The organism is Enterobacter sp. RIT637 (assembly GCF_019718755.1).
In the GTDB taxonomy this organism is placed as follows: Bacteria; Pseudomonadota; Gammaproteobacteria; order Enterobacterales; family Enterobacteriaceae; genus Enterobacter.
Genome location: NZ_JAIHAZ010000001.1, coordinates 538,677 through 563,967 on the forward strand (window position 1 = coordinate 538,677; position 25,291 = coordinate 563,967).

Annotated in this window: 24 protein-coding genes; 7 read left to right on the forward strand and 17 right to left on the reverse strand. The window is 58.5% G+C overall.

The genetic code is table 11. The features are described from left to right. Positions 1-4: 4 nt before the first annotated feature. Both K5E19_RS02625 and K5E19_RS02630 read right to left on the reverse strand, forming a co-directional pair. On the reverse strand, positions 5-274 hold the full coding sequence (locus K5E19_RS02625) for a hypothetical protein (protein WP_221549843.1): 270 nt from the start codon (positions 272-274) through the stop codon (positions 5-7). An 82-nt stretch (positions 275-356) separates the two neighbouring features. Further along, entirely contained in the window at positions 357-1,244 is an 888-nt protein-coding gene (locus tag K5E19_RS02630; protein WP_221549844.1) for a LysR family transcriptional regulator, read from the reverse strand. 97 nt (positions 1,245-1,341) lie between these two features. Here K5E19_RS02630 and K5E19_RS02635 point away from each other — a divergent pair, with 97 nt between their 5' ends. Beyond that, positions 1,342-2,397, forward strand: a complete 1,056-nt coding sequence (locus K5E19_RS02635; RefSeq protein ID WP_221549845.1) for an SDR family oxidoreductase — start codon at positions 1,342-1,344, stop codon at positions 2,395-2,397. Between the two features lie 40 nt (positions 2,398-2,437). Here K5E19_RS02635 and K5E19_RS02640 read toward each other — a convergent pair whose 3' ends face one another. Then, positions 2,438-3,418, reverse strand: a complete 981-nt coding sequence (locus tag K5E19_RS02640) for a nitronate monooxygenase family protein (protein ID WP_221549846.1) — start codon at positions 3,416-3,418, stop codon at positions 2,438-2,440. A 135-nt stretch (positions 3,419-3,553) separates the two neighbouring features. On the opposite strand from K5E19_RS02640, the gene K5E19_RS02645 reads away from it, so the two are divergent. Beyond that, complete coding sequence (locus tag K5E19_RS02645; protein WP_221549847.1) at positions 3,554-4,438, forward strand: LysR family transcriptional regulator; 885 nt, start codon at positions 3,554-3,556, stop codon at positions 4,436-4,438. Here the strand turns inward: K5E19_RS02645 and K5E19_RS02650 are convergent. Further along, the gene (locus tag K5E19_RS02650) at positions 4,410-5,864 is read right to left on the reverse strand and encodes a PLP-dependent aminotransferase family protein (RefSeq protein WP_221549848.1); all 1,455 of its coding nucleotides are present in this window, start codon (positions 5,862-5,864) and stop codon (positions 4,410-4,412) included. The genes K5E19_RS02645 and K5E19_RS02650 overlap by 29 nt on opposite strands. Positions 5,865-5,960: 96 nt before the next feature. Here K5E19_RS02650 and K5E19_RS02655 point away from each other — a divergent pair, with 96 nt between their 5' ends. Beyond that, positions 5,961-6,728, forward strand: a complete 768-nt coding sequence (locus K5E19_RS02655; protein WP_221549849.1) for an arylamine N-acetyltransferase — start codon at positions 5,961-5,963, stop codon at positions 6,726-6,728. An 18-nt stretch (positions 6,729-6,746) separates the two neighbouring features. Here K5E19_RS02655 and K5E19_RS02660 read toward each other — a convergent pair whose 3' ends face one another. The 4 genes from K5E19_RS02660 to K5E19_RS02675 all read right to left on the reverse strand — a co-directional run bounded on the left by K5E19_RS02660 (position 6,747) and on the right by K5E19_RS02675 (position 12,936). Further along, positions 6,747-9,824: an efflux RND transporter permease subunit gene (locus K5E19_RS02660; protein WP_221549850.1), complete on the reverse strand. Its 3,078-nt coding sequence runs from the start codon at positions 9,822-9,824 to the stop codon at positions 6,747-6,749. Further along, positions 9,821-10,969 carry an efflux RND transporter periplasmic adaptor subunit gene (locus K5E19_RS02665; RefSeq protein WP_221549851.1) on the reverse strand — a complete coding sequence of 383 codons (1,149 nt, stop codon included), beginning with the start codon at positions 10,967-10,969 and terminating at the stop codon, positions 9,821-9,823. The genes K5E19_RS02660 and K5E19_RS02665 overlap by 4 nt, the downstream gene beginning before the upstream one ends. Positions 10,970-11,047: 78 nt before the next feature. Next, complete coding sequence (locus K5E19_RS02670) at positions 11,048-12,244, reverse strand: cell wall metabolism sensor histidine kinase WalK (protein ID WP_221549852.1); 1,197 nt, start codon at positions 12,242-12,244, stop codon at positions 11,048-11,050. Then, positions 12,241-12,936 carry a response regulator gene (locus tag K5E19_RS02675; protein ID WP_221549853.1) on the reverse strand — a complete coding sequence of 232 codons (696 nt, stop codon included), beginning with the start codon at positions 12,934-12,936 and terminating at the stop codon, positions 12,241-12,243. The genes K5E19_RS02670 and K5E19_RS02675 overlap by 4 nt, the downstream gene beginning before the upstream one ends. A 124-nt stretch (positions 12,937-13,060) precedes the next feature. Here K5E19_RS02675 and K5E19_RS02680 point away from each other — a divergent pair, with 124 nt between their 5' ends. Further along, positions 13,061-13,846: a MipA/OmpV family protein gene (locus K5E19_RS02680; protein WP_221549854.1), complete on the forward strand. Its 786-nt coding sequence runs from the start codon at positions 13,061-13,063 to the stop codon at positions 13,844-13,846. A 12-nt stretch (positions 13,847-13,858) separates the two neighbouring features. Here the strand turns inward: K5E19_RS02680 and K5E19_RS02685 are convergent, their stop codons facing one another. Together K5E19_RS02685 and yajD are read right to left on the reverse strand one after the other, a co-directional pair. Continuing rightward, on the reverse strand, positions 13,859-14,128 hold the full coding sequence (locus tag K5E19_RS02685; RefSeq protein ID WP_221549855.1) for a hypothetical protein: 270 nt from the start codon (positions 14,126-14,128) through the stop codon (positions 13,859-13,861). A gap of 52 nt (positions 14,129-14,180) precedes the next feature. Beyond that, entirely contained in the window at positions 14,181-14,528 is a 348-nt protein-coding gene (gene yajD / locus K5E19_RS02690) for an HNH nuclease YajD (protein WP_003857471.1), read from the reverse strand. Positions 14,529-14,706: 178 nt separating this feature from the next. Here yajD and K5E19_RS02695 point away from each other — a divergent pair, with 178 nt between their 5' ends. Next, positions 14,707-15,729: an LLM class flavin-dependent oxidoreductase gene (locus tag K5E19_RS02695; protein ID WP_221549856.1), complete on the forward strand. Its 1,023-nt coding sequence runs from the start codon at positions 14,707-14,709 to the stop codon at positions 15,727-15,729. A gap of 62 nt (positions 15,730-15,791) precedes the next feature. On the opposite strand, the gene K5E19_RS02700 is transcribed toward K5E19_RS02695, so the two are convergent. Next, positions 15,792-16,826 carry an AI-2E family transporter gene (locus K5E19_RS02700; protein WP_221549857.1) on the reverse strand — a complete coding sequence of 345 codons (1,035 nt, stop codon included), beginning with the start codon at positions 16,824-16,826 and terminating at the stop codon, positions 15,792-15,794. 420 nt (positions 16,827-17,246) lie between these two features. On the opposite strand from K5E19_RS02700, the gene mdtJ reads away from it, so the two are divergent. Together mdtJ and mdtI are read left to right on the forward strand one after the other, a co-directional pair. Then, positions 17,247-17,609: a multidrug/spermidine efflux SMR transporter subunit MdtJ gene (gene mdtJ / locus K5E19_RS02705; RefSeq protein ID WP_221549858.1), complete on the forward strand. Its 363-nt coding sequence runs from the start codon at positions 17,247-17,249 to the stop codon at positions 17,607-17,609. Continuing rightward, a complete protein-coding gene (gene mdtI, locus K5E19_RS02710) occupies positions 17,596-17,925 on the forward strand; it encodes a multidrug/spermidine efflux SMR transporter subunit MdtI (RefSeq protein ID WP_010430539.1) in 330 nt (109 codons plus the stop codon). The genes mdtJ and mdtI overlap by 14 nt, the downstream gene beginning before the upstream one ends. 46 nt (positions 17,926-17,971) lie before the next feature. Here mdtI and K5E19_RS02715 read toward each other — a convergent pair whose 3' ends face one another. The 6 genes from K5E19_RS02715 to puuC all read right to left on the reverse strand — a co-directional run bounded on the left by K5E19_RS02715 (position 17,972) and on the right by puuC (position 25,242). After that, on the reverse strand, positions 17,972-18,793 hold the full coding sequence (locus tag K5E19_RS02715; protein WP_221549859.1) for a serine protease: 822 nt from the start codon (positions 18,791-18,793) through the stop codon (positions 17,972-17,974). 275 nt (positions 18,794-19,068) lie between these two features. Further along, positions 19,069-19,389 carry an acid resistance repetitive basic protein Asr gene (asr, locus tag K5E19_RS02720; protein ID WP_029485059.1) on the reverse strand — a complete coding sequence of 107 codons (321 nt, stop codon included), beginning with the start codon at positions 19,387-19,389 and terminating at the stop codon, positions 19,069-19,071. 147 nt (positions 19,390-19,536) lie between these two features. Then, positions 19,537-21,024, reverse strand: a complete 1,488-nt coding sequence (locus K5E19_RS02725; RefSeq protein WP_221549860.1) for a carboxypeptidase M32 — start codon at positions 21,022-21,024, stop codon at positions 19,537-19,539. Positions 21,025-21,174: 150 nt separating this feature from the next. Then, the gene (puuE, locus tag K5E19_RS02730; RefSeq protein ID WP_221549861.1) at positions 21,175-22,446 is read right to left on the reverse strand and encodes a 4-aminobutyrate transaminase; all 1,272 of its coding nucleotides are present in this window, start codon (positions 22,444-22,446) and stop codon (positions 21,175-21,177) included. Between the two features lie 25 nt (positions 22,447-22,471). Next, a complete protein-coding gene (locus tag K5E19_RS02735) occupies positions 22,472-23,752 on the reverse strand; it encodes an FAD-binding oxidoreductase (protein ID WP_059346671.1) in 1,281 nt (426 codons plus the stop codon). Then, positions 23,749-25,242 (reverse strand): aldehyde dehydrogenase PuuC, encoded by a 1,494-nt coding sequence (gene puuC / locus K5E19_RS02740; RefSeq protein WP_221549862.1) that lies wholly within the window; start codon positions 25,240-25,242, stop codon positions 23,749-23,751. The genes K5E19_RS02735 and puuC overlap by 4 nt, the downstream gene beginning before the upstream one ends. Between the last annotated feature and the right edge of the window lie 49 nt (positions 25,243-25,291).

Sequence of the window (25,291 nt, forward strand, 5' to 3'; positions counted from 1 at the left end):
TGCGTTATTTCTTTTGCGTCAGCCAGGTTGCCGCAGCCGTCAGCACGCCGATCCACGGCATTTGGCCCGCTCCGGCCAGGAAGTTATGGCGATCGATGTCATTATTTTTACGGATATCAGCAAGGCGGGTCAGCGCCTCTTTGTCATCGGTGGCGCCGATCTCCTCAAACTGTTTTTCAAACCCCTGAGCGATGAGCTGAGCGGCCGCATCGGCGTTTGCGCTCTCGATCGCAATGAGGTTCGGGCCTTTTTGGAAAAAACAATAATCCGGCATACGTGCTCCAGAAACAGGGGATACGGTAAAAATACTCTATTCCTTGCGGTTAAAAAATGCACGTGATTTACGGCGGGAACAATCAGCTTTTCTTTATTATTTCAGGCAGTAACTGCTCAATCACGCTGACGACCTTTCTGACGCGTTGCGGAATAAAGCGGGCGTCAGGATAAACGGCATACAGGAAGCGATCGGGCAAGCGCCAGTCGGGCAGCACCGGTACTAGCGTGCCCGCCTGTAGCGCGCGGGCCGCGAGCGGTCGCTGCAGGCCGCCGATGCCAATGCCGGACGCCAGCGCCTGCAGCAGCGCGTCGCTGGTGTTGGCACGGAAAACGGTATTCACGTTGACCTCGAACGTCTCCTCGCCACCAATCAGGCGCAGGGGAGCATCCAGCGGAATACCGCTGAACCGTACGTGTGGCAGCGTCGCCAGCTCGCTGACGGCGTGTACCGCCTGAAAACCGGGAGCGGCAAACAGCGCGGCTTCAATCCGCGCCAGCACGCGAGCCGCGTGCGCCTGCGGAGGCTCACTGCTCAGCCGTATCGCGACATCCACGCCTTCCGTCACCAGATCGGCAAGGCGGTCATCCAGGGAAATCATCAGCTGCAGTTCGGGATGCAGGTGCTGTAGCGTCAGCAGATGCGGCAAAAAAATCTGCCCCAGGCCGCTCGGTAACTGGACATGGACGCGTCCCTGAACGCTAGGGTCGACAGGATGTAAACGCCTTTCCGCTTCCCCCATGGCGTCCAGCACAAGCTGCATATCACGCCGGTAACGTTCACCCTGTTCGGTCAGCTTCATCGTACGCGTCGTACGGTGCAGCAGTACCACACCCAGCGATTCCTCAAGCGCCGCGATCTGTTGACTGACGGCGGACTGCTTAATACCGGCCTGACGGGCGGCCGCCGAAAACGAGCCCGCTTCCGCGACGCGTAGAAAGGTGGAAATGGCATTGAGCTTATTATTCATTTAATGATTCTGCTTATAAGTGCCATCGGTTTCAGGGGATATCTCCAGAAAAAATAATAGATCACACTGCGTCTGTCACCCTTTCCGGAGAAACACCATGAATAAGATGCAGCAACACAACGTCGCCCTGGTCGCGGGCGCCAGCGGCATTGTCGGCAGACAGCTGGTCAACACGCTTCTGCACCATCAGTGGGAGGTGCTCGGCCTCAGTCGCCACGCGGTAACCCACCCGGACGGCATTCCAGTGGTGAACGTCGATTTGCTGGATGCGCAGGACACCGCGCGGGCGCTGGACGCCCTGAACGATGTCACCCACATCTTTTACAGCGCCTGGGCGAACGCGGCGAACTGGACGGACATGGTTGAGCCGAACGTCACTATGCTGCGTAACCTGGTCAGCACCCTCGAAAAAACGGCACCTTTGCAGACGGTCAGCCTGATGCAGGGCTACAAAGTGTATGGCGCACACCTGGGGCCGTTTAAAACCCCGGCGCGGGAAAGCGATCCCGGCGTGCCGGGTGCCGAATTTAACGCCGCACAGCTCACGTGGCTCAGCCAGTTTCAGCGGGGGAAAGGCTGGCATTGGAATGCCATCAGGCCGGGTGTGGTGGGGAGCGCGGTACCGGGCAATGTCATGAACCTTGCGCTGAGCATCGCCCTGTACGCCTCCCTGTGCAAGGCGCTGGGGTTACCGCTGCGTTTTCCCGGTTCGGAACAGGCCTGGTACAGCATCGTTGACCATACCGACGCCGGGCTGCTGGCCGAGGCAACCCTGTGGGCCGCCGCGTCACCTGCGGCACAGAATCAGGCGTTCAACGTGAACAATGGCGATATCTGGCGCTGGAGCGAGCTGTGGCCGCGCATCGCACGCTGGTTTGAACTGGACTCTGCGCCGCCGGTGAGGCTGTCATTTCATCAGCTGTTTAACGATTATCGCGGCGTATGGCGCGAGCTTGCCGGAGAGCGGCTGGTGGAAGCGGATATTCTGCAGTTGAGCGACGGGCGGTTTGCCGATTTTGTCTTTAGCTGGGATTACGACATGTTCGGTGACGGGAGCAAGCTGCGCAGGGCGGGCTTTACGCAAATGCAGGCCACCGATGAGATGTTTTTCAGCCTGTTCGCGCAGCTGAGAGCCGCGCGGATTATTCCCTGACAATACAGGGCGTCCTGATAACCGTCAGGACGCCGGGGGCTTACTCAACCGTTAACGCATTGACGATCTCGGCCACGCTTTTCACGCTGCGGATGTTACCAATCCCCGTGCCGAGCGCGATATAGCCTTCATCAGTATTATCTTCCAGCATGCCCAGGCGCAGGCCCCGTAAACCTCCCATTGCCTTACCCAGCTCTTCGTTGCTTGCGCCTGCTTTATCCATCGCCGCCAGTTTGTTCGCCAGCTTGCCGGGAAGAGAGCGGTAGTAGTGGGGCACGGTGCGGAAAAGCAGCAAATCGAGACCGTTGGAGGCAACAATTTTCTCTTTGACCCCCTGCGGCACGCGGCTTTCTTCCGTGCTGATAAAGACCGACCCGGCAAACACGCCTTCCGCACCCAATGCATGCGCCGCTCTGGCGGTGCGATTATCGGTAATGCCGCCCGCGGCCATCACCGGGACGTGCTTCACGGCATCGGCAATCAGCGGCACGATGGAAAAGGTGCCAAGTGCCGTCGCGGGTAAGGTGCCGCCCTCATCAAAACCGGTGGCGACGATAATGTCTGCCCCCATCTCTTCTGCGAGGCGGGTGTTTTCCGGGGTGGGATTGATGTCGCGGTAGATAATGGCGATACCCGCCTCTTTTAACTCGCTGAACAGCGCAGGAATAATGCTGCCTTCCCCATAGCCCGTATACACCACGGCCCTGACGCCTTCGTCTTTCACCACCTGAAGAATAGGTCCAGTCCAGACGTCATTAACGGCTGTGGGGATCAGGTTCACGCCAAAGGGTTTTTCGGTCAGCCGTTTGGTTTTACGAATCTCCTCGCGCATTTTTTCGGCGGTCTCTTCCGGCGTGGAGACTGCGGTGTCGGCGGTTAAACCGGCATTAGGCCCCAGCACGCCGAGCCCTCCGGCATTGCTGACCGCGGCAACTAAACGGGCATCCGTGAGCCAGGACAACGGCCCCTGAATAACAGGCTTTTCGATCCCCAGGATCTGACAGATACGGTTATTTTTCATAGCAGACTCTCCCTCTCGTTTGAATGGAGGAGAGTGTAGGGCGCAGCATTGTTAGGAAAAATAGCCAGAAATATTCATCACTGTTATAAAATTAATAACAATCATTTTATCCTGCTCGCGGCAAAAGCGGCCCTTATGCAAATAAACCTTTTTGAATCTATTCGAATTTTTATTGAAATTGTCGAGTCGGGGAGCCTGACCCAGGCTGCGGAAAATCTGCAGATCCATCGCCCGGCGGTCACCAAAGCGTTACAGCTTCTGGAGCAGCACAGCGGCACGCGTTTGCTGCAGCGAACAACGCGTCGGATTAGCCTGACGCCTGATGGGGAAGCGTTTTATCGCCGGAGTAAACCCCTGCTGGCGCAGGCGGACGAATTGCTGGAGTCGTTTGGTGCTGGCCGGGTAATACACGGCCAGTTGCGTGTGGATATGCCCATCGCTTTTGCGGCGCAGCGGGTGATACCGAACCTGCCTGATTTTTATCGACAGCATCCTGAAATCGACATCGTTCTGAGCAGCTCTGACCGCCGCCGGGATATGCTGCGGGACGGTCTCGACTGCGTGCTGCGGGTGGGCGAGCTGGACGACGGCGATTATATCGCGCGAAAAGTGGGGAACATCAAAATCACGACCTGCGCCAGCCCGGCCTGGCTGGCACAGCACGGCACGCCAGAAACGCTGGATGATTTACACCAACATCAGGCCATCAACTGGGTGAATAACAACAGCAGACAAATCCATCCGTGGACGTTTACCACGCCGGAAGGCATCGCGGAGATTACCCTGCCCGGTAAGCTTGTCGTGGACAACTCCGAGGCCTACATCGCGGCGGGCCTCGCCGGGCTGGGGCTAATGCAGGGGATGAATCTCTTTCTCCAGCCTTACATTGACCGCGGTCTTCTGGTTGAGGTCTTGCCAGACTATCGCTCGCCGGACCGCAAGCTGTCACTGCTCTATCCACACCGTCACCTCTCCCGCAAGGTGCGGGTCTTTACCGAGTGGCTGGAGAGTCTGGTGTGAAAACGGCTAGCTCGTGGCACAGCGCGCCAATCTGTTCCACGGCGCTCAGCAGGCGGGGTGTCGGTTCGTTTGCGCAGTTCAGCCGCAGAAAGTGCGTTAACTCGGCGGCCGGGGAAAACAGGGGGCCAGGGCTGACGCCAATGCCCAGCGCCAGCGCGCGACGGTGCACCTCCAGCGCGTTGACCTGCTGAGGCAGTTCTACCCACAGCAGGAAACCGGCTGCGGGCACGTTTACGCGCGTACCCGGTGGAAAGCTGGCTTCGACTCGTGCGACGACGGCTAAAACGCCCTCTGCAACCCGGCGCTTTAGCCGCCGCAGGTGGCGATCGTAGTCGCCGCTTGCCAGCATCTCGCTCGCCGCAGCTTCCAGCAGCGGGGCGCCCGCCCAGTCTCCGGCCATGCGGGCCTGTAAGACCTGCGGGTGGTAGCGTCCGGGCGCAATCCAGCCGATTCGCCAGCCCGGCGCAAGCGTTTTAGACAGCGAGCTGCAGTAAATCACATTTCCGCTCTGGTCGAACGCCTTGCAGGCCGGAGGACGTTGCCCCTCGCCGACCAGGTCACCGTAAACATCGTCCTCAATCAAAGGAATTCCCGCCTCTTCGAGCAGGGCAACCAGCTCCTGCTTGCGCGCGACGGGCATGCTGGCACCCAACGGGTTTTGCACGGTGGGCGAGGCCAGAACGGCAGCGGGGCGGTGGCAGCGAATGGCGTCTGCCAGCGGTTCCAGCAGCAGGCCTTCCACAGGGTCGGTGGGGATCGCTAAGGCCTTCAGGCCTAAATCCTCCAGCAGCAGGAGCGTGCCAAAGTAGGCGGGCTGCTCAATCGCCACGACATCGCCCGGCTGACACACGGCCCGAAGGGCCAGACGCAGCGCCTGCGTCGCGCCTGTGGTGATAATGAGGTCGTCCGCGCCGAAACGGGCCCCCCACTGTGCGGAACGCGCGGCGATCCTGGTGCGCAGATCAACCCTTCCCGGCGGCAGGCTATAGCTCTGCCCATGCGCGTCAAGACGACGACTCGCAGAGTGCAGCGCCCGCTGTAGCGCATCGCCTGGCAGCCACGCGGGATCGGGCAGGGCGGCGCCCAGCGGGATCAGCCTGGCTTCAGCACTGCTGAACAGCGAACGGGCTACGGCGGACAGGGTGACGGGGACCGGACCAGGCGGGGAACGCGTGGGCTCCACGCGCGCAGGCTGGCTGGTCTGGCGGATGTAATAGCCTGAACGCGGGCGCGCAACAATCAGCCCTTCCGCCTCAAGGCAGCGAAGGGCCTCCAGCGCCGTAGGCAGGCTAACGTGCTCGCGTTCGGCCAGTTTGCGCGCGGAGATCATCCGGTCACCGGCGCGCAGCGCGCCAGACGTGAGCGTGAGGCGCAGCATCTCAGCAATGCGGCGATAGTGTGGGGACGACTGGGACGGGGCAGACATGGGTATCTGTTCAGGCTAATTTTCGATAAAACTGACTATACAGCCAATGATGTGCGCCATCTATAGTGTCCGGCATGTTCAGGACAAGGAGGCATTATGCACAGCGATAATTTCAACATTTCCACCTATTTCAAACGCATAAACTACACCGGACCGGCGGCTGCCGATACGGCTACCCTGCATGCGCTGATGCGCCATCAGCTTTTTTCCGTTCCCTTTGAGAATCTGGACGTGCAGGCGGGCAAAGTTGTCTCGCTGGTGCCAGACGAGATTGCCGATAAGGTGCTAACGCAGGGGCGCGGCGGCTACTGCTATGAGGTGAACGGGCTTTTTGCCATGGTGTTGGAAGCGTTAGGGATACCTTACCGTTTCGTGGCGGCGCGCCCGATGTTCTACCCCGTGCGGCGGCCGAAAACCCATATGGCGTTGATTGCCGAGGTGGAGAGCCGACAGTGGCTTTGCGATCTCGGGTTCGGCAGCTACGGCATTCGCGCGCCGATGGCGTTAGATACGCTTGATGTGGATATCACGCAGGATTTCGACACGTTCCGACTGAGCCGCAGCGCGGAAGGCGAGTATCTGCTTCAGGCGAAGGTGGAGGGGGAATGGGCTAATCAATACGGTTTTGATCTGACGCCTCAGGAATGGATTGATTTCGTCCCGGCTAACTACCTTAACTCCACGCACCCGGATGCGATCTTTGTGCAGAAGCGGGTGGTTGTGCAGCATGGCCCCGACGGACGCGAGATTTTGCTGGGCGATATGCTAAAAACCATCACGGCAAACGGCACTGAAACGCGGCAGCTGGCGGAGGATGAAATTCGCCATGTCCTGAAGGACCGTTTTGCGCTGACCGCCGCGTAATCGGAGAAAGATGGGTACTCAGCCCGGCCCGTCGGCTGCGGCTTTGCGCTGAGCCCCCCACTGTAACAGCAGGCTAAACGACGCGGGTAACACGGTAAGCGTCACCAGCGTCGCAACCAGCAGCCCGCCGATGATGGCATAGGCCATAGGCCCCCAGAAGACCTGATGAGAAATGGGGATCATGCCCAGAATGGCGGCACAGGCGGTCAGACTGATGGGTCTGGCCCGGTGCTCCGCAGCCGCCATAATCGCGGCATCGCCTGCCATCCCCTGAGCAAGATTGCTGTCAACCTCGCTAATCAATATCACCGCGTTCCGCACGATCATCCCCGCCAGGGCGATGACGCCCAGCAGCGCGACAAACCCCATCGGCGTTCCGCCGGGGAGCATAGCCAGCACGATCCCCGGTAAACCAAACGGGGCCATCAGGAGTGCCAGCAGCATACGGGAATATCGCCGCAGCTGAAGCATCAGCAGCAACAGCATGATGACCAGCGTTACCGGAAGAACGGTAAAGACGGAGCTGTTCCCCTTATCCGATTCGGCAACCGCGCCGCCTTCTTCAATGCTGTAACCTGCGGGCAGGCTCGCGCGCAGCTTGTCGACCGCCGGACGCAGCGCCGTGGATACCGCTTCAGCCTTTAGCCCCGGGGCAAGATCCGTTTGCACCGTGATAAAGGGCACGCGCTGGCGACGCCAGATGACCGGATCGTCCACGCCCCAGACCGGCGTTGCGACGGCGCTGAGCGGAATTTTTTTACCGTCATTCCCCTGAATCGTGAGCGAGGAGAGGGTAGCGGTGCTGTGACGTGCATTGTCCGTAGCCCGGAGCACCACGTCGACAAGGCGGTCGTTATCCCTGATGGACGTGACCACGCTGCCGGACCAGATGGTGTTCAGCGTGCGTGCGAGGCTTTCTGACGATATTCCCGCCGCCCTGGCCGCCGTCTGATTCACCTTAAGGGTAATGACCCTCTCCGGCTCTCCGGCCGTCTGGTTCACGTCACGTGAGAACGGGGACTGCCCAATCGCGTCCGTGAGACGGTTCGCAAACGCTCGAACCTGCAGATAATCAGGCCCGCTCACCCGGTATTTGATTGGCCAGCCGACGGGCGGCCCCAGCTCGAGGGGCGACACGCGCGTGATGATGTCGCTAAACTGCGTCGCCAGGATCCTGTTGAGCTGCGCATGCAGACGATCCCGCGCCTCAAGATCTTTAGCCACCACGACCATCTGGGCGATATTTTCATTTTCCAGCAGCACGTCCATCGGCAGGTAAAAACGGATGGCGCCCGACCCAATGTACGTCGAATAGCGCTTGATGTTGCCGTTGCCGACCAGCGTCTTTTCCAGCTTTTCCACCTCTCTTAACGTTTCCGGCTGCGACGCGTTGGCCGGAAGCGTCAGGCTGACCAGCAGCTCAGGCCTGTCCGAAGCGGGGAAAAACTCGCCCTGCATAAACGTCGTGCCGTACACGGACAGCCCCAGCGCGGAAAGGGCGAGCAGCACGGTAGCGACTCGGTGACGCAGTGCCAGGCGTAAAAGCCGTCCGTACCCGCGCGCGATCCTTCCGGGGCCCGTCGCGTGATGTCTGACTTTTTCCGGCAGTAGCCACGTACCCGTCAGCGGTGAAAACAGGATCGCGACAGCCCAGGAACAGAGTAAGGCAATGAGCACCACCGCAAACAGGGAAAAACAGTATTCACCGGCGCTGGAGGCCGCAAAACCAACGGGAATAAAGCCGGCAATCATCACCAGGGTACCGGTGAGCATCGGGAAGGCCGTCGTTTTGAATGCATGGGTGGCCGCATGCCGACGGGAATCCCCCGCTTCCAGCCGGGAGACCATCGTTTCAACGGCGATCATGGCGTCATCCACCAGCAGGCCCAGGGCAATGATCAGCGCCCCGAGCGAGATGCGCTGAAGGCCAATACCGGCGAGCATCATGCCGGCAAACGTCATGGCGAGCACCAGCGGGATGGCCGTCGCCACCACCAGCCCGGCCCGTAAACCCAGTGAGACAAATGAAACCGCCAGCACGATAATAACGGCTTCGATAAGCACCCGGATAAACCCGCTTACCGCGTCACTGACCACCGCTGACTGATCGGCGACTTTCACCATCTCGATACCGTGCGGCAGCCCGGTGCTGAGGACCGCCATTCTGGCGTTCAGCGCAGCACCGAAACGCAGCATGTTGCCCGTTGGCGCCATCGACACCGCCAGCCCGATAGCCGGTTTGCCGTTCACCCGGTAGGCCGGGGCCGGTGGCTCGGCGATTTCCCGGGTGACGGTGGCAATGTCGGTCAGCGGAATATAGCGATTGTTCACGTGCAGCGTGACGGCGCGTAAGCTCTCTTCGGTCGTGAGCGCCCCGCTGACCTTTATCGCCATGTTCTCCCATCCGGTACGCATAACGCCAGCCGGAACAACCGCGTTCTGCGCCCGGAGGGCGTCGGCGACGGCCTGAATATCGAGCCCCATCCCGGCGAGGCGTGCCGGAGAAAAGGCGAGAACCCACAGCTCCTGCTGTTCGCCCAGCAGGGTGGTTTTGCCCATATCCGGCAGGGACATCAGCTCGCGCCGTATTGTCTCTACGCGATCCCGCACCTCACGCAGGGTGAAACCGTCGGGAATGAAGGCATAAATTGTGCCGAACGTGTCGTCAAACTCGTCGTCCACGGCAGGGCCCTGTACTCCTTCAGGCAGGGACGGCGTGATGTCCTGCATTTTTTTGCGAACCTGATACCAGATGTCTGGCACGCTCTGCGGGGGCGTATCGTCACGGAGGTTGACATGGATAACGGTGCGTCCGGCCCGGGTTTCACTTTCGAGATAATCCAGCCAGGGCGTTTCCTGCAGCTTTTTTTCAAGCGTATCGGTCAGCAGGCGGGTGGTATCCGCCACGGATGCTCCTGGCCACTGCGCGGAGACGACGGCCGTTTTAATGGTGAAAGCCGGATCTTCGTTACGCGGCAGCTTCTCATAACAGAACACGCCCATCGCAATCACCAGCAGCATGAAAAAGCTGACCATCTGCGGGTTCTTCAGCGCCCAGGCGGAGAGGTTAAATTTGGCTTCCGGTCCTGTGTTCATGGCTGAACCTCTCCAGCCATCACCGGCTCGCCGGATCGTAATGTGCTCACGCCCGCCGTGATCACTCGATCGCCCGGCTCCAGGCCGGAGGCAATCATGACGGAGGTGGCCGTATAGCTCGCGGGCACCACCGCGCGCAGCTGCGCCCGCGACTGCGGGGTAATCACAAAAACAGCCGGTTTGTCGCCGGCACGGGTCAGCGCGGACGCGGGAAGGGTGTACCCGCGCGGGGCTGATGATGGCAACGTGACGGTCACACTGGCACCCAGCGCCATGGCCGCCGGCGGGTTTTGCAGGGTGGCCCTGACGCGCCAGGTGCGGGTCTGAGGATCGGCCTGCGGGGTGATATCCCGCAGCACGGCAGACGCCTGTACCGACGGGTCGCTGAGGAGGGAAACCTGCAAAACCGCCTTATCCAGAGGCGGGATCGCATCAGGGGTGGCAATATCAAACGCCACGTCGCGGGCTTCACCGGTCGCCAGCGTCAGCACGGACTGACCGTCGCTGACAACCTGTCCCGCAGAGGCGTTCACGGCCGTAATGACGCCCGCCTGCGGTGCGATCAGGCGCGTCCAGCCGAGGCTTTCGCGTGCATTTCGCCGCGCGGCCTCGCTGCTTTTTAAGCGCGCGCTGGCGACAAGCCAGTCCGCACGGGCGCTGTCGAGCTGCGTGCGGGCTATCGCACCCGTTGGCATGAGCTTTTGCATTCGGCTGACGTTAAGCGCGGCGACCTGCGCTGAGGCTTTGGCGCCTTCATAGTCGGCCTCAGCGCCGTCGAGCTGGTTTTGTCCGGTCGTGTTGTCAAGCATGGCCAGCAGCTGCCCGGAGGTGACACTGTCACCAATATCGACGCTACGCGTCAGTATCCGGCCCCCGGTGCGAAAGCTCAGGGTCGTTTCATCGTGGGCATGGATCTCACCGGTTCTTTCCAGCGCGGGAAGGGTTTGGGCGGTGCCAACCACGACATAGCGTACCGTTCGTACCGGGTCGGGCTTATTTTCGTGTTTATCACCGCAGCCGGTCAGCGGAAAAATCGCCAGCGCAAGCAGGGCCAGGGGAAGAAAATGCAGCCAGGAAAGGGGGCGCGCCACGCCGTACAAATGATGCAGGCAGTGGCGGAGGGAGAGAAAAAATTCGTCTGACATAACGCCGCTCCATAAAGGGAATGGCGTTATTAAATGCGCGCTACGTCGAGAAAGATTCGATGTTCTGTCAAGGCTTTATCAAGAGTGGAGATTTTCATTATCGGACGGATGCCAGGGCAACAAAATGCACACGGCGAGGCCGCCGGTTTCCGGTAACGACGCGCTAATCTCACCCCCATGCGCCTGACAAATCGCCCGGGCGATGGACAAACCGAGGCCGCTGCCGCCGGAATGCCGCGCGCGGGACTGCTCCTCGCGGCTAAAGCGTTTAAACATTTCCGGTAAAAACTGGGGCGATACGCCCGGCCCGTCATCGGTAAATTCGAGGGTGTAATGACCGCTGGCGTAGTGCAGCGCCACCTCAAGATGGCCGCCATCGCGTCCGTAACGTAGTGCATTTTCCATGAGGATGGTCACGACCTGTCCCAGACGGAACGCATCGCCCCGGAAGGGGCAGGTGCGCGGGTTACGAAGGGTTATCCGGAAATGATGCGCATCAGCCTGGGGCATGATCCAGGCTGCCCGCTCCTGAATCAGCTCATCCAGACAGAACGGCTGGTCCTCCAGCACGAGATTACCCGCGTCGGCCAACGAGAGAAGGTGGAGCTCATCGGTGAGGCGGTTGAGGTGCTGGAGCTGTTTCATCACCATGCCCAGCTGCGCCGGGCTGGCATCAAACACGCCGTCTAACATGCCCTGCAGACGCCCAATGGCGGCCGTCAGGGGCGAGCGCAGCTCGTGCGCCATCGCGACGTGTGAGGCGCGGAGCTCTTTCTCATAGCGGGCGAGTTGCCCCGTCATGGAGTTAAAATCGGTCGCAAAGCTGACCATTTCCGCCGGGGCATCCTTGATAAGTTCCGCCTGACGGCCAAACTGCCCGTCGGCGACATCCTTTGCTGCATCGCGAAGGCGGCTGAACTGCTGCGCCAGCGGCCGGGCGTGTTTTAGCCCCATCACCACAATAAACGGGATCATCACCAGCACCAGCAGCGCCACCGTGACCCAGTCAGCTGAGGCGATAGACGGCGTGGAATAGCTCAGACCCCACCAGGTGTCCACAATCGTGTGGAAGCGGGCCGGATTGGCCTGCGGGTTCTGGCTGAGCGTAAGAAACTCCTGCCGGACCGCCGCTGGCATTTTGCCCATTATCCAGTAGTTCTGCACCGCATAACGTAGCCACATGCAGGTGGCAATGACGATCACGCTGCCGATGGCCAGCGCTAAGATGCGCGCGCAAATCCAGCGCCACAGAGAGGAGTGCCGGTTTTTTATCATGGCTGTCTGAACCTGTAACCCACGCCGCGAACGTTGATCAGCACGCCGGAAATACCCGCCGCCTCAAGTTTTTTACGCAGGTTATAAATATGGGTGTCCACCACGCGCTCCAGCGCCTCGCTTTCCGGTAAACAGTGTTCCAGTAAATACTGACGGGAAAACGGGTGCGCAGGAGAGCGCAGCAGCGTTGCCAGAAGAGAGAATTCCGTTGGCGTAAGATCGAGCATCACGGGCGCATCGTCGCCGTTATCTACGCTCGCCACAATGGCGGCGACATCCACCTCCAGCGTTTGCCAGCGAAGGATCGCTTCGTCTGTCTCTTTTTTACGGCTGCGCCGCAGCACCGCCTGCACCCGAGCCACAACTTCTCCCGGATGATAAGGCTTCACAACGTAATCATCGGCACCGTACCGCAGGGCACCAATACGGTCGGGGGTATCCCCCATGGCCGTGACCATGATCACCGGCACATCGCTTTTACGACGCAGGCCAGCCAGCACTTCGGTGCCGTTAAGCCCCGGCAGCATCACGTCCAGCAGGATGAGGTCGGGCTTCCACCGCTGGGCCATATCCAGCCCGGAAAGACCGTCTCTGGTAATGGTCACGTCGTAATTTTCACGCCGTAAATAGGCTTCGAGCACGCCAGCCGCATCGGCGTCATCTTCAATAATCAGCACTCTTCTGGACAACATCCGTTCACCTTGACCATTTCTTAACACTATCCCGACGATTCATTGATTCAGCCAAATCATACTGCGCCAACATTATGTGGCCGCCCCTGAATCAGGAGACGCCAGCGTCTGTATGGAGAGCAGTATGATAGCGATAAAAAAAGTCCTGTATATGTCCGTCCCGCTTCTGATGGTCGTGGCATCCGGCGCGCAGGCGGATGATGGCTCTGCGTCCGATTCCTTAACCGTCGGGCTGGGGGGACAGTATGCCCCGCGTTACTCAGGCTCAGACAAGCAGGTGTGGCAGGTGGTTCCTGTGCTGCAAGGGCGCAAAGGCGCTTTCTTTATTGATGCGCAAAAAGGGCTGGGATATGACCTGCAAAACGACAGCGGTTGGTATTTCGAACACACGCTGGGGTACGACTTTGGAAGGGCTGATAAAAATTCTGACTGGCGTGAGGGCGCAAACAATCTGAAAGGGATGGGGAACATTGATACCACTCTGAATACCGGCCTTGCCGTTGGCTGGCAGGCCGCGCCCTGGCTGAGTGTAGAGGCGAAAGCGACGCTGCCGTTAACGGATAGCCAGGGGGCCAGCTATCAGGCTTCCGTGACGCTAATCCCTGTACAAAATAACCAGGACACGGTTGCCTTTCAGTCTGCGGCCCTGTTTGGCGACAGCCGTTATCTGAATACCTGGTATGGGGTCAGCGAGCAGCAGAGCCGCCGCACCGGATATCACCGCTATTCAGCGCCGGGTGGATTTTATGGCGTCGACACTAGTCTGACCTGGAGCCATCTGTTCGATGCCCACTGGGGAACGGTCCTGAGTGCGGACTATACCTGGCTTGGCGACCATGCGAATGAAAGCCCGATTGTGATGCGGCGAAATGAAGGGTCTGCAACCGCCGCTATCACCTGGACATTTTAACCAGAGAAAGGGTCAGGCAAAGAGTCCCTTAATAAGCATCCAGAAAAGTGAGAGCAGGCAGAGGAGTTGTACGGTTCGCAATGACCACAGCTGAAAACGCCATTGATACCGCTCCCGGGCATCGGCCTCTGCGATCGGGCCTGCGGCATCAGCAGCGTTTTTCCCTGAGCGGCGCAGAATATCATGGCACAGCCAGACCAGAAGTATGAGGCTAAGTATTCTTGTGAAAAGTAAACCGTAGGCGGTATAAAACATATCCCAATAGCAGCGGAGGGTGTCCATAGCCTTTATCCTTTCCTGAGCCGCCCATACGGCTGGTATGGGCGGTGAACGATTATTTCTTCTTATCCATCATCGCTTTTAAATCGGCAAACGGGTTAAAGGTGGCGACGCCCACGTCTTTTTGCGCGTCTTCACCGGCGACCACGGTGGTGCCGTACTGATCCGCTTCGGTGTATTTAGAATGCTCGTGATCGTGGCAAAACAGGCACAACAGTTCCCAGTTGCTGCCATCTTCCGGGTTGTTGGTATGGTCGTGATCAATATGGTGAACAGTGAGTTCACGGAGGTTGGAATAGACAAACTCCCGCGAGCAGCGTCCACACACCCATGGGTAGATTTTTAATGCTTTTTCGCGATAGCCGCTTTCCAGCCGCGCGTAGTTTTTGGGGATCAAAGCCATTGCCGATGTTACCTGCCATGAAAAGAGTGGGGAATATTATATCCCATTATGGCGCGTCATGACGAACCACTCAATTCTGTCAATTTATTTGAATCACTCCGTTAAATAAACGCCATTTATTCTCACACGGTAATGCGTAAAGTAGGGATAACGCAAAGCATTATCAGGACACAGAGTCATGAAAAAGATCGGGTTTTTATCCTTTGGTCACTGGACGCCGTCGCCGCAGTCCGGTACGCGCTCGGCGGCAGACACACTGCTGCAGTCTATCGATTTGGCCGTGGCGGCCGAAGAGCTGGGTGCAGACGGTGCCTATTTCCGCGTACACCACTTTGCCCGCCAGCTGAGCTCGCCGTTCCCCTTACTGGCGGCGATAGGTGCAAAAAGCAAACGTATTGAAATCGGTACCGGCGTGATCGACATGCGCTATGAGAACCCGATGTATATGGCGGAGGACGCGGGGGCCGCGGATCTTATTTCCGGCGGTCGTTTACAGCTTGGCATCAGCCGCGGCTCTCCTGAGCAGGTCATTGATGGCTGGCGTCATTTTGGCTATGTCCCTCAGGAGGGGGAAAACGAATCGGATATGGCGCGCCGTCATACCGAGGTGCTGCTGGAGGTGCTGCGTGGAGAAGGCTTTGCAAAACCCAATCCACAGCCGATGTTCCCGAACCCGCCAGGGTTACTGCGTCTGGAGCCGCATTCCGAAGGCTTACGGGACCGCATCTGGTGGGGCGCAGGGTCGAATGCGACTGCGGTATGGGCTGCTAAACTCGGAATGAATTTGCAAAGCTCCACGCTGAAGGACGATGAAACCGGCGAGCCGTTTCATATTCAGCAGGCAAAACAGATCCGCGCGTACCGCCAGGCCTGGGCCGACGCGGGACATACCCGTCAGCCGCGCGTGTCGGTCAGCCGCAGCATTTTTGCCCTGATGGACGACCGCGACCGGATGTATTTCGGTTCAAGCCGCAATGAGAGCGATAGCGTCGGTTATCTTGATGAAAAAACGCGCGCCATTTTCGGTCGCAGCTACGCCGCAGAGCCTGACGCGCTGATCGAACAGTTGAAAAAGGATGAGGCCATCGCCGAGGCGGATACGCTCTTGCTGACCGTGCCGAACCAGCTGGGCGTGGACTATAACGCGCATGTTATTGAGTCCATTCTGAAGCATGTCGCACCGGCAATGGGCTGGAGATGATCTCCCGGGCACTCTGGATCGCCGATTCGGCGATCCAGAGTCCGGTGCAGGCGATGGGTGGGCTAGCGATGATCCATATCGCTTAGCAGCACGGCGATGCTTTGCCCGCCCGCCGTTTGCTCCAGGGCAATCTTCACGATGATCGTCAGCGGAACAGAAAGCAGCATTCCCACAGGACCAAGCAGCCAGCCCCAGAATATCAGGGACAGGAATACCACAAGCGTGGAAAGCCCCAGCCCGCGGCCCATCATGCGTGGTTCAAGAATGTTCCCGAACACCAGGTTGATCGCCAGATAACCCGCTAACAGTACCAGCGCATCATAAAGCCCGCTGAACACCAGCGCCTGAAGAATCGGGGGGATCGCCGCCAGCACGGAACCGATGTTAGGAATGTAGTTGAGGGCAAAGGCCAGCAATCCCCAGACGAAAGCAAAGCGCACATCCAGCGCGACGAGCATCCCCCAGACCACCAGGCCAGTCACCAGGCTGATGGCGGTTTTCAGCACCAGATAGCGTGAAACACTGTCCAGCGCGCGCTGAATCGCCCCCATACCCTCCACCGGACGAACCATGATTTGCTGCAGCTTTGCGGGCAGTTGCGGCACTTCCAGCAGCATAAACACGACCGTCAAAAACAGCAGGAAAATGGATGTCATAGCGTTAGAGAGTTGCGCCAGCAGGCTGGTAACGAGGGTCATGGCGGCATTCGGATCGATATACTTCAGCAGTTCCTCAACCGAGATCTCAATACCTGCCCGCTGCAGCCAGGGCTCGAGTTGCAGGAGCGGGATCGCCAGCGAAGAACGGTATTTTGGTAGCGTACGCGCCAGCTCGTTCAACGATGTCCCGAGATAGGCCACCAGTAGCACCATGACAACGATGATAATGCTGATGAGCAGCGTGATCGCCAGCACGCGGGGAACGCGTAGCCGCACCAGGCGCTGTACCAGCGGGTTCAGGATCACCGCAATAAAAAGCGCCAGAATAAATGGCACAATGATGTCGGCTGCAAAACGAACGCCGGTCAATATGATTACCAGCATGCCCAGCATAATGACAATCTTCAGCCCGTTAAGGGTAATGATGGGTTTAGCCATGGAAGTTCCTGAATAATTTTTTATTTATAATAGATGCTTTATCCGAGTAAAAAAACTAACCAAAATCAAACGGGATGGGTAAAGAAATGAAAAGACTTTGAGTAAAACCCTGGCTTATGGTACAAATCTAGCGTGTTCAACTACCGAGGACAATTTTCATCCGCAAAGACGAGAAGCAACAACGCGGATAATTGTAATTTTATGGACAATTTGTTCAGGACGTATTTTTCAACAAACACCGCTGTTTTCTCCACCTCCTTCTGCCTTCTGTCTGGTGAGCAACACTGGCGCAACGCGCTGTAGTCACGTCTTCTGCCTGAGCTGGCGCCCTGCGCTAAGCTGTCCGATCTATTTTCATATTTTTTGGTTTGCTGTCTAAAGCGAGCCACGATGGATTATATTCTCAAGCAGGAGAAGAACATGTTTTACTGGATTTTATTAGCCCTGGCTATTCTCGCTGAAATTACCGGCACCCTGTCGATGAAATGGGCAAGCGTGAGCGATGGTAATACCGGTTTTATTTTAATGCTGGTGATGATTACCCTTTCCTATATTTTCCTCTCATTTGCGGTAAAAAAAATCGCGCTGGGTGTCGCGTATGCCCTGTGGGAAGGTATCGGTATTTTATTGATCACGCTGTTCAGCGTCATGATATTTGACGAAACCTTGTCGACAATGAAAATTGCCGGATTAACCACGCTGGTGGTAGGGATCGTGCTGATTAAATCGGGTACACGTAAACCGACGAAACAGCAGAAGGAGCAGGCTCATGCAGCAGTTTGAATGGATCCACGCGGCCTGGCTGGCGCTGGCCATCGTGCTGGAAATCGTGGCTAACGTCTTTTTAAAATTCTCTGACGGTTTTCGCCGTAAGTTTTATGGCCTGATGTCGATTGCCGCCGTTCTGGGGGCATTTAGCGCCCTGTCGCAGGCGGTGAAAGGGATCGATCTTTCTGTGGCCTATGCGCTGTGGGGCGGCTTCGGGATCGCCGCCACCCTGGCAGCAGGCTGGATACTGTTCGGTCAGCGTTTGAATCACAAAGGCTGGATCGGCCTGGTGCTGCTGCTCGCAGGCATGATTATGATCAAACTCGCCTGATGTCAGTTTCGACATCCTCTTCAGGCAGCGATATTCGCTGCCTTTTTTATTGCTGCGCGAGGGCTTCCAGCTTGTCGCGAAAACCGGTAACCGACAGGGCACGGTTATCGGCGCGCCATCTGTCTTTGGCGGATGGGGCAGAGCTTTGAACACCAATCAACTGCCAGCCATCCTCGGTTTTCAACATCAGCGGTGACCCGCTGTCACCCGGTAGCGTGTCGCACTGATGCGAGAGCACGCTGTTTTGCGCCCAGCCAGTGACCGTGCAGTCCGTATGCGTGTAAAGCGAATCAAGATGATCGACCGGGTAGCCGGATTGCGTCACTTTTCGGTCAACGGCTTTCAGTGCCGCCGTCAGCGCGGCTTTGTCACCGTCGAATAAGGGCAGGGGTGTGATACCCGATGGTGGATAGCGAAGAACAATCAGCCCAAAATCCCAGGATGCGGCGGCAGGGGGCACAATCCAGCCCTCACCATCCGGCTTTAAGCGTTTACCCAGAGAGGGATCAACCCGTCCTTCAATGCCGTGGATCTCATAGCGCCAGACCCCTTTTTGCGACACAAAGCGCAGGGCGACAGCTTTATCCGGCTTGCCGGCTGGCGGCATGAGAAGGCAATGTCCGGCCGTCAGTGCCAGCTGAGGGGTAATTAATGTTGCGGTACATAAGTTACCGCTGGCCGTTTCCAGTTGTCCTATTGCATCCCAGGGAGCCTGCGTCGGGTCGGTAACCCGCGTGCGGTCATCGTGACCAAAAAAAAGGGTCTTGACCTCTTTGGCGCTGATAGCGTCTTCATCACCATCGTCCGCATGTAAGAATCCTGAAAAAAGACCAAACGTTCCCAGTAACAACACAACAGATTTACGCATATCACACTCTGGTGGGGTAATTATGATTATTAAAAGTGAACCCTATGAAAATACTATAGACGGGACAGCGTTAAAGTGGGAGTAAAATCAGCGTGCTACAATCAGGAAAGATAAAACTGGCTTGCGATGAGCGCGCATAAAATAAGCAATATAAGAATGAGCTCAAACCGATAGCGCCGCAGCATACGCCCTCCGGATAAAAAAACGGCGCGGAACTGGTCGGTTCAGCGCCGGTTTACCAACGTGCCCCGAAGGGCACGGTTAAGCTTGTACTCTTACGCAGCTGGCTGTGCAGCTGGTTTAGCAGCTTCGTGTTTTACTGCTTTTTTGTGATGCTTTTTAGCCGCCTGCGCTTTCTGCTCTACAGCAGGCTTGGTCGCTTTTTTGTGGTGCTTTTTAGCGGCCTGGGCTTTCTGCTCTGCAGCAGGTTTTGCTGCTTTGTGATGTTTCTTATGGTGAACCGCTTTGGCTGGCGCAGCGGTGGTGGTTGCAGCTGGCGCCGCAGCAGGTGTTGCGGTCGCGGTAGTTTCAGCAGCAAATGCAGCAGAAGACAGACCCATAGCAGCGGCAACAACCAGAGCTAATACTTTTTTCATGTTCATACCCTCGAATTTGGTTTTTCATTTAACCCCACTGCGGGGCCGTTGAAAGAACTATATCCCTGTAAATTCGGGGTTTCCGTGAGTGATTGGTATCGGCGTGTAACCGTTTGTACAACGCCGGGATTTCCCCGGCGATGTCGATTACAAATAGCGTGACGTCAGGTGTTCGCGGAAGTAACGGATATTCAGATCCTCGCCCGTCGCCTGGGTGATTAACTGCGACGTGCTAAACCGGCTGCCGTGCTGCCAGACGTTCTGACGCAGCCAGTCGAACAGCGCTGAGAAATCGCCATCAGCAATAGACGCCTGCAGACCCGGAAGCGCCGTTTTCGCGGCGTGGAAGAGCTGTGCGGCGTACATTGCACCCAGCGTATACGACGGGAAATACCCAAAGCCGCCGTCGGTCCAGTGGATATCCTGCATACAGCCGTTGCGGTAGTTGTCTTTGGTCGACAGCCCAAGCCAGGCCTGCATTTTCTCATCCCACAGCGCCGGAATGTCGTCCACCTCAATGTCGCCGTTGATCAACGCGCGTTCAATTTCATAGCGCAGCACCACGTGCGCCGGGTAGCTCACTTCGTCCGCATCCACGCGGATATAGCCCGGCTTCACGCGCTGGTTCCAGGCGATAAAGTTCTCCTCGCTGAATGCCGCCTGGCTGCCAAAACGGGCGTGCACCGCAGGGAGAAGATGCTTGAGGAAGGCTTCACTGCGTCCCAGCTGCATTTCAAAGAACAGGCTTTGAGATTCGTGGATTGCCGTTGAGCGCGCCAGCGCCACGGGCTGTCCTGACCAGGCGCGCGGCAGGTTTTGTTCGTAGCGGGCGTGTCCGGTTTCGTGGATCACGCCAAACAGCGCGCTGAGCAGTTCATTCTCGTCATAGCGCGTGGTGATGCGAACGTCCTCCGGGACGCCGCCGCAGAACGGGTGAGCGCTCACGTCCAGGCGGCCACCGTTAAAATCGAAGCCGAGCATCTTCATGGCTTCCAGACCCAGTTCGCGCTGGGTTGCCGTCGGGAAGGGACCCTGCGGGGGAATAAACGACCGTTGAGCCTGTTTTTCCACCACGTTTGCCAGCAGGTCCGGTAGCCAGGACTTCATATCGCCGAACAGAACGTCCAGACGGGCGCTGGTCATGTCGGGCTCAAAAATATCCAGCAGCGCGTCGTACGGCGTACAGCCTTTGGCTTCAGCCCGCAGGCGAGCCTCTTCGCGGCTGAGTTTGACCACCTCTTTCAGGTTAGCGGAGAAACCCTGCCAGTCGTTGGCGGGGCGCTGGGTACGCCAGGCATGCTCACATTTGCTGCCTGCGAGGGATTTGGCTTCCACCAGCGATTCCGGCAGCAGCGTTGCCTGCTGGTAGTGGCGCGTCATTTCGCGCAGGTTGGCCTGTTCGACATCATTCAGGTCTTCGCTTGCCGCTGCAGCCAGCCAGTCGCCGACTTTTTTATCGGTCAGGATCTGGTGTTGCAGGACGCTCATCTCCGCCAGCGCTTCACCGCGCGCGGCGCTGCCGCCCGGCGGCATCATAGTGAACATGTCCCAACTGGCGATGGAGGAGAGGTGCGAGAAGCGGGAGAGGCGCTGGAAGGTTTTCACAAGTGACTGATAGGCGGATTTTTTTTGCAATTCTTATTTCCTCTTGTCAGGGATGTGTTTCAGGGAGCATACAATGAAACAGACCAAATTCCCCAACATTTCCCACACGGAGGAAATCTGTGCCGATCTCCTCCGTTGAAACCGTCGCCGGCATTCCGGCAGACGGTTTTCGGTGGGCACTTAGTCCTTATCACGCATAACCTGTTGCAAGATCGCCAGCGCCTGGTTGAACTGGGCATCCGGAATGGTCAGCGGATAAAGGAACCGGATCACGTTGCCGTACTGACCGCAAATCAACAGCAGCAGCCCCCGGGAGAGCGCCTTTTGCTGGATCGCCTGCGCGATGGCGGCTGAAGGTTCGCGGCTCTCGGGATCAAAAAACTCCGCTGCAATCATCGATCCTCTTCCCCTTATCGCCACGAGCGCAGGAAAACTGCCCTGAATCTCCTCCAGCGTGGCTGTCAGTCGTTCGCCCAAATGACGGGCGCGCGTGCACAGTGACTCGCTGTCGATAATATTCAGCACCGCGTGCGCGGCGGCCACCGCAAGCGGGTTGCCTGCATAGGTTCCCCCCAGACCGCCGGGCGCCGGCGCGTCCATGATCCCGGCGCGGCCCACCACGCCGGACAGCGGCATTCCGCCTGCCAGGCTTTTAGCCATCGTCATCAGGTCGGGCTTGTCCGCGTAGTGTTCCATGGCAAACAGTTTACCCGTACGGGCGAAGCCGCTCTGCACTTCGTCGGCAATCATCACGATCCCGTGCTCATCGCAGATACGGCGGATGGCGGCCACCAGCTCTGCCGGGGCGACGTTGAATCCGCCTTCACCCTGGATGGGTTCAAAAATAATCGCCGCCACCTGTTTCGCCTCAATATCCGCTTTGAACAGGCGCTCAATCGCCGTGATGGCATCCTGCGTCGTGATGCCGTGCAGCTCGGAGGGATACGGCACGTGATAAACCGACCCCGGGAAGGGGCCAAATCCCAGCTTATAGGGCGCGACCTTGCCGGTTAACGCCATGGTCATATAGGTTCGGCCGTGAAAGCCTCCCCCGAAGGCAATCACACCCGGTCTGCCGGTGTGGGCCCGGGCGATTTTAATCGCATTTTCTACCGCTTCCGCGCCCGTTGTGAAGAACGCCGTCTTGGCCGGGCTCTGCACCGGGGCCAACTCGTTAAGCTTTTCGGCTAATGAAACGTAGCTTTCATACGGCACAATCTGATAGGCCGTATGGGTGAACTGGTGAAGCTGTTTTTCCACTGCGGCCACCAGTTCAGGGTGACGATGGCCGGTATTCAGTACCGCGATCCCGGCGGCGAAATCAATATAGTCGTTGCCTTCCACGTCGGTAAGCGTGGCATTCTCTGCCGTGCGGGCAAAGAAATTACACATTACGCCTACGCCGCGCGGGGTGGCAGAAAGTCTGCGCTGATGAAATTCCTGGTTACTCATATCAGATACCCTTTTGTCGAAACGATCATACGCCAAGACGATCGCGCAGGCTGTAATACGCCGCGCCCATCGCCGTGAATGGGATCCGCAGGCTGCGACCGCCCGGGAAGGGGTAGTGCGGGAGTTTGGCAAACGCATCAAAGCGCTCAGCGTCACCGCGCAACAGTTCAGAGATCAGCCGTCCGGCCAGGTGGGTGCAGGTCACGCCGTGGCCGCTGTAGCCCTGCATGTAATAGATGTTTTTATCCAGACGACCAAACTGCGGCATACGCGACAGGGTCAGCAGGAAGTTGCCCGTCCAGCGGTAGTCGATTTTGACGCCGGCCAGCTGAGGGAAGGTTTGCAGCAGCTTTGGCATCACCAGGCGCTCGACATCGTCCGGATCGCGCGCGCCATAGACTACGCCACCGCCGTACAGCAGGCGGTTGTCGGCGGTGAGGCGGTAGTAATCCAGCAGGTAGTTGCAATCTTCCACGCAGTAGTTATTAGGGATCAGCGTGCGGACGACCTCTTCCGGCAGCGGGGCGGTGGTCACCACCTGGGTGCCGCAGGGCATGCTGCGTTTTGCCAGCTCCGGCTCTATCTTATCGCCCAGATAGGCATTCCCGGCGACTATCACGTAGCGGGCCGTCACCTGGCCATGCTGCGTGCTCACCACGGCCGGGCTGGTGTGCTGAATGGCGGTCACCGGGGACTGTTCATACACCCGCCCGCCGTTAAGGCGAATGGCGTCCGCTTCGCCTATCGCCAGGTTCAGCGGATGAATGTGCCCCCCGCTGCGGTCCAGCAGCGCGCCGGTATAGCGCTCGCTGTCGACTTCCCGGCGGATGGCGCTGGCGTCCAGCAGCTCCAGCTGCGTGTTGCCGTAGCGTTCCCAGTTGGCTTTTTGCTCCTCCAGCGTCTCCAGTTGCTTATGGTTTAACGCCACAAACAGCCCGCCGGGACGATAGTCGCACTGGATCTGATAGCGCTGGATACGCTCCCGGATGATCTCCCCGCCTTCAAACATCATGCTCCCGAGGACTCTGGCGGCGTCGGGTCCGTAGTTTTTCTCAATCACGTCGATATCGCGGCTGTAGGAGTTAACCAGCTGGCCGCCGTTGCGTCCGCTGGCGCCGAAGCCGATGCGCGCCCCTTCAAGGAGCACCACGTCGTAGCCCATTTCGGCGAGATGCAGCGCGGAGGAGAGGCCGGTATAGCCGCCGCCCACCACGCACACGTCGCAGCTGATCGACTCGTTAAGCGTCGGGAAAGGTTCGTAAGCGTTCGCGCTGGCCGCGTAGTAGCTGGTGGTATGTTCGGTCATGATTGAGGCTCCAGGGCAATCCAGATGGTTTTCAGTTCGGTAAATTTTTCCAGCGCGTGCAGGGACTTATCGCGACCGTTGCCGCTCTGCTTATAGCCGCCAAAGGGTACGGTCATATCACCGTCGTTATAGTTATTGACGAAGACCGAGCCTGCTTTCAGGCGGCGGCTCATGCGGTGCGCGCGGGAGAGATCGCGGGTCCATACCGCCGCGCCAAGCCCATATTCACTGTCGTTGGCCAGCGTTAAGGCTTCCTCTTCGGTTTTAAAACGGGTGACGACCAGCACCGGCCCGAAAATCTCTTCCCGGCAGAGCGGGGAGGCGGGGTCGATGTCGACAAAAATGGTTGGACCGACTGCGGAAGGCCACGATTGTTCCCGCCCGTCCAGCAGCAGCGTGCCTTTTTGGGTTCCCTCGCGAATAAACGTGTGGACGGTATCGGCGTGCGCAGCGTCGATGAGCATTCCCATCGTGCTGTCGGGATCGAGCGGATCGCCCGGCTGCCAGTGACGAGCCTGCGCTTTCAGCTTTGCCAGGAAGTCATCGGCGATGCTGTCTTCGAGCAGCAGACGGGTACCGGCGATACAGACTTGCCCCTGGTTATAGAAAATCCCGGCGGCGGTCGCGCTCACGGCCTTGTCCAGGTCCGGACAGTCGGCAAAGATAATGTTGGCACTCTTGCCGCCAGCCTCCAGCCAGACGCGCTTCATGTTGCTTTCACCCGCGTCCTTCAACAGCTGCTTGCCGGTACGGGTAGAGCCGGTAAACGTCAGCACCTCGACCTCCGGATGCAGTGCCAGCGCCTGGCCCGCTTCGTGGCCGTAACCGCTTATCACATTCAGCACGCCGTCCGGCAGGCCCGCCTCTTTCGCCAGCCCGGCCAGCCGCAGGGCGGTGAGCGGCGATTTCTCCGAGGGTTTCAATACCACGCTATTGCCCGCGATCAGCGCCGGGCCCAGCTTCCAGCAGGCCAGCAGCAGCGGGAAGTTCCAGGGGACGATGGCCGCGACAACCCCGATCGGCTCGCGCACGATCATTGCCAGCTCGTCCGGACCCGTAGGCGCCACTTCGCCGTAGACTTTATCCGCCGCTTCGGCGTACCAGCGAATGGCGCGCGCAGCGCCGGGAATATCGTCGCGCAGGCTGTGGCGGATGGGTTTACCGGTGTCCAGCGTTTCCAGTAAGGCCAGCTCTTCGCCGTGGCGTTCCATCAAATCGGCGAGCTTATTTAGCACGGCCTTGCGCTGCGCCGGAGACGCCTGCGACCAGTCACCGCGCTCAAATACCTCGCGCGCGGCCTGAACCGCACGGTCCACGTCCGCCTGCTTTCCCCGGGCCACGTTCGCCAGCGTCTGTTGGGTAGCAGGATTGACGGTTTCAAACGTGGCATTATCGGCAGCGCCACAATAGGCTCCGTTAATAAAGAGCCGGGTCTCAATGGCGCTATTTTTTGCTTTATCCTGCCAGTAAGTCAGGTGCTGAAAATGCATATTCACTCCTTTCTTTCGCAATCAGATAAATAAAGGCATGGCCGTTTCA

Excerpts from the sequence above, each read along its gene's own strand:
- K5E19_RS02625 (WP_221549843.1), bottom strand. The coding sequence starts at position 274 with ATGCCGGATTATTGTTTTTTCCAAAAAGGCCCGAACCTCATTGCGATC.
- K5E19_RS02630 (WP_221549844.1), bottom strand. The coding sequence starts at position 1,244 with ATGAATAATAAGCTCAATGCCATTTCCACCTTTCTACGCGTCGCGGAA.
- K5E19_RS02635 (WP_221549845.1), top strand. The coding sequence starts at position 1,342 with ATGAATAAGATGCAGCAACACAACGTCGCCCTGGTCGCGGGCGCCAGC.
- K5E19_RS02640 (WP_221549846.1), bottom strand. The coding sequence starts at position 3,418 with ATGAAAAATAACCGTATCTGTCAGATCCTGGGGATCGAAAAGCCTGTT.
- K5E19_RS02645 (WP_221549847.1), top strand. The coding sequence starts at position 3,554 with ATGCAAATAAACCTTTTTGAATCTATTCGAATTTTTATTGAAATTGTC.
- K5E19_RS02650 (WP_221549848.1), bottom strand. The coding sequence starts at position 5,864 with ATGTCTGCCCCGTCCCAGTCGTCCCCACACTATCGCCGCATTGCTGAG.
- K5E19_RS02655 (WP_221549849.1), top strand. The coding sequence starts at position 5,961 with ATGCACAGCGATAATTTCAACATTTCCACCTATTTCAAACGCATAAAC.
- K5E19_RS02660 (WP_221549850.1), bottom strand. The coding sequence starts at position 9,824 with ATGAACACAGGACCGGAAGCCAAATTTAACCTCTCCGCCTGGGCGCTG.
- K5E19_RS02665 (WP_221549851.1), bottom strand. The coding sequence starts at position 10,969 with ATGTCAGACGAATTTTTTCTCTCCCTCCGCCACTGCCTGCATCATTTG.
- K5E19_RS02670 (WP_221549852.1), bottom strand. The coding sequence starts at position 12,244 with ATGATAAAAAACCGGCACTCCTCTCTGTGGCGCTGGATTTGCGCGCGC.
- K5E19_RS02675 (WP_221549853.1), bottom strand. The coding sequence starts at position 12,936 with ATGTTGTCCAGAAGAGTGCTGATTATTGAAGATGACGCCGATGCGGCT.
- K5E19_RS02680 (WP_221549854.1), top strand. The coding sequence starts at position 13,061 with ATGATAGCGATAAAAAAAGTCCTGTATATGTCCGTCCCGCTTCTGATG.
- K5E19_RS02685 (WP_221549855.1), bottom strand. The coding sequence starts at position 14,128 with ATGGACACCCTCCGCTGCTATTGGGATATGTTTTATACCGCCTACGGT.
- yajD (WP_003857471.1), bottom strand. The coding sequence starts at position 14,528 with ATGGCTTTGATCCCCAAAAACTACGCGCGGCTGGAAAGCGGCTATCGC.
- K5E19_RS02695 (WP_221549856.1), top strand. The coding sequence starts at position 14,707 with ATGAAAAAGATCGGGTTTTTATCCTTTGGTCACTGGACGCCGTCGCCG.
- K5E19_RS02700 (WP_221549857.1), bottom strand. The coding sequence starts at position 16,826 with ATGGCTAAACCCATCATTACCCTTAACGGGCTGAAGATTGTCATTATG.
- mdtJ (WP_221549858.1), top strand. The coding sequence starts at position 17,247 with ATGTTTTACTGGATTTTATTAGCCCTGGCTATTCTCGCTGAAATTACC.
- mdtI (WP_010430539.1), top strand. The coding sequence starts at position 17,596 with ATGCAGCAGTTTGAATGGATCCACGCGGCCTGGCTGGCGCTGGCCATC.
- K5E19_RS02715 (WP_221549859.1), bottom strand. The coding sequence starts at position 18,793 with ATGCGTAAATCTGTTGTGTTGTTACTGGGAACGTTTGGTCTTTTTTCA.
- asr (WP_029485059.1), bottom strand. The coding sequence starts at position 19,389 with ATGAAAAAAGTATTAGCTCTGGTTGTTGCCGCTGCTATGGGTCTGTCT.
- puuE (WP_221549861.1), bottom strand. The coding sequence starts at position 22,446 with ATGAGTAACCAGGAATTTCATCAGCGCAGACTTTCTGCCACCCCGCGC.
- K5E19_RS02735 (WP_059346671.1), bottom strand. The coding sequence starts at position 23,752 with ATGACCGAACATACCACCAGCTACTACGCGGCCAGCGCGAACGCTTAC.
- puuC (WP_221549862.1), bottom strand. The coding sequence starts at position 25,242 with ATGCATTTTCAGCACCTGACTTACTGGCAGGATAAAGCAAAAAATAGC.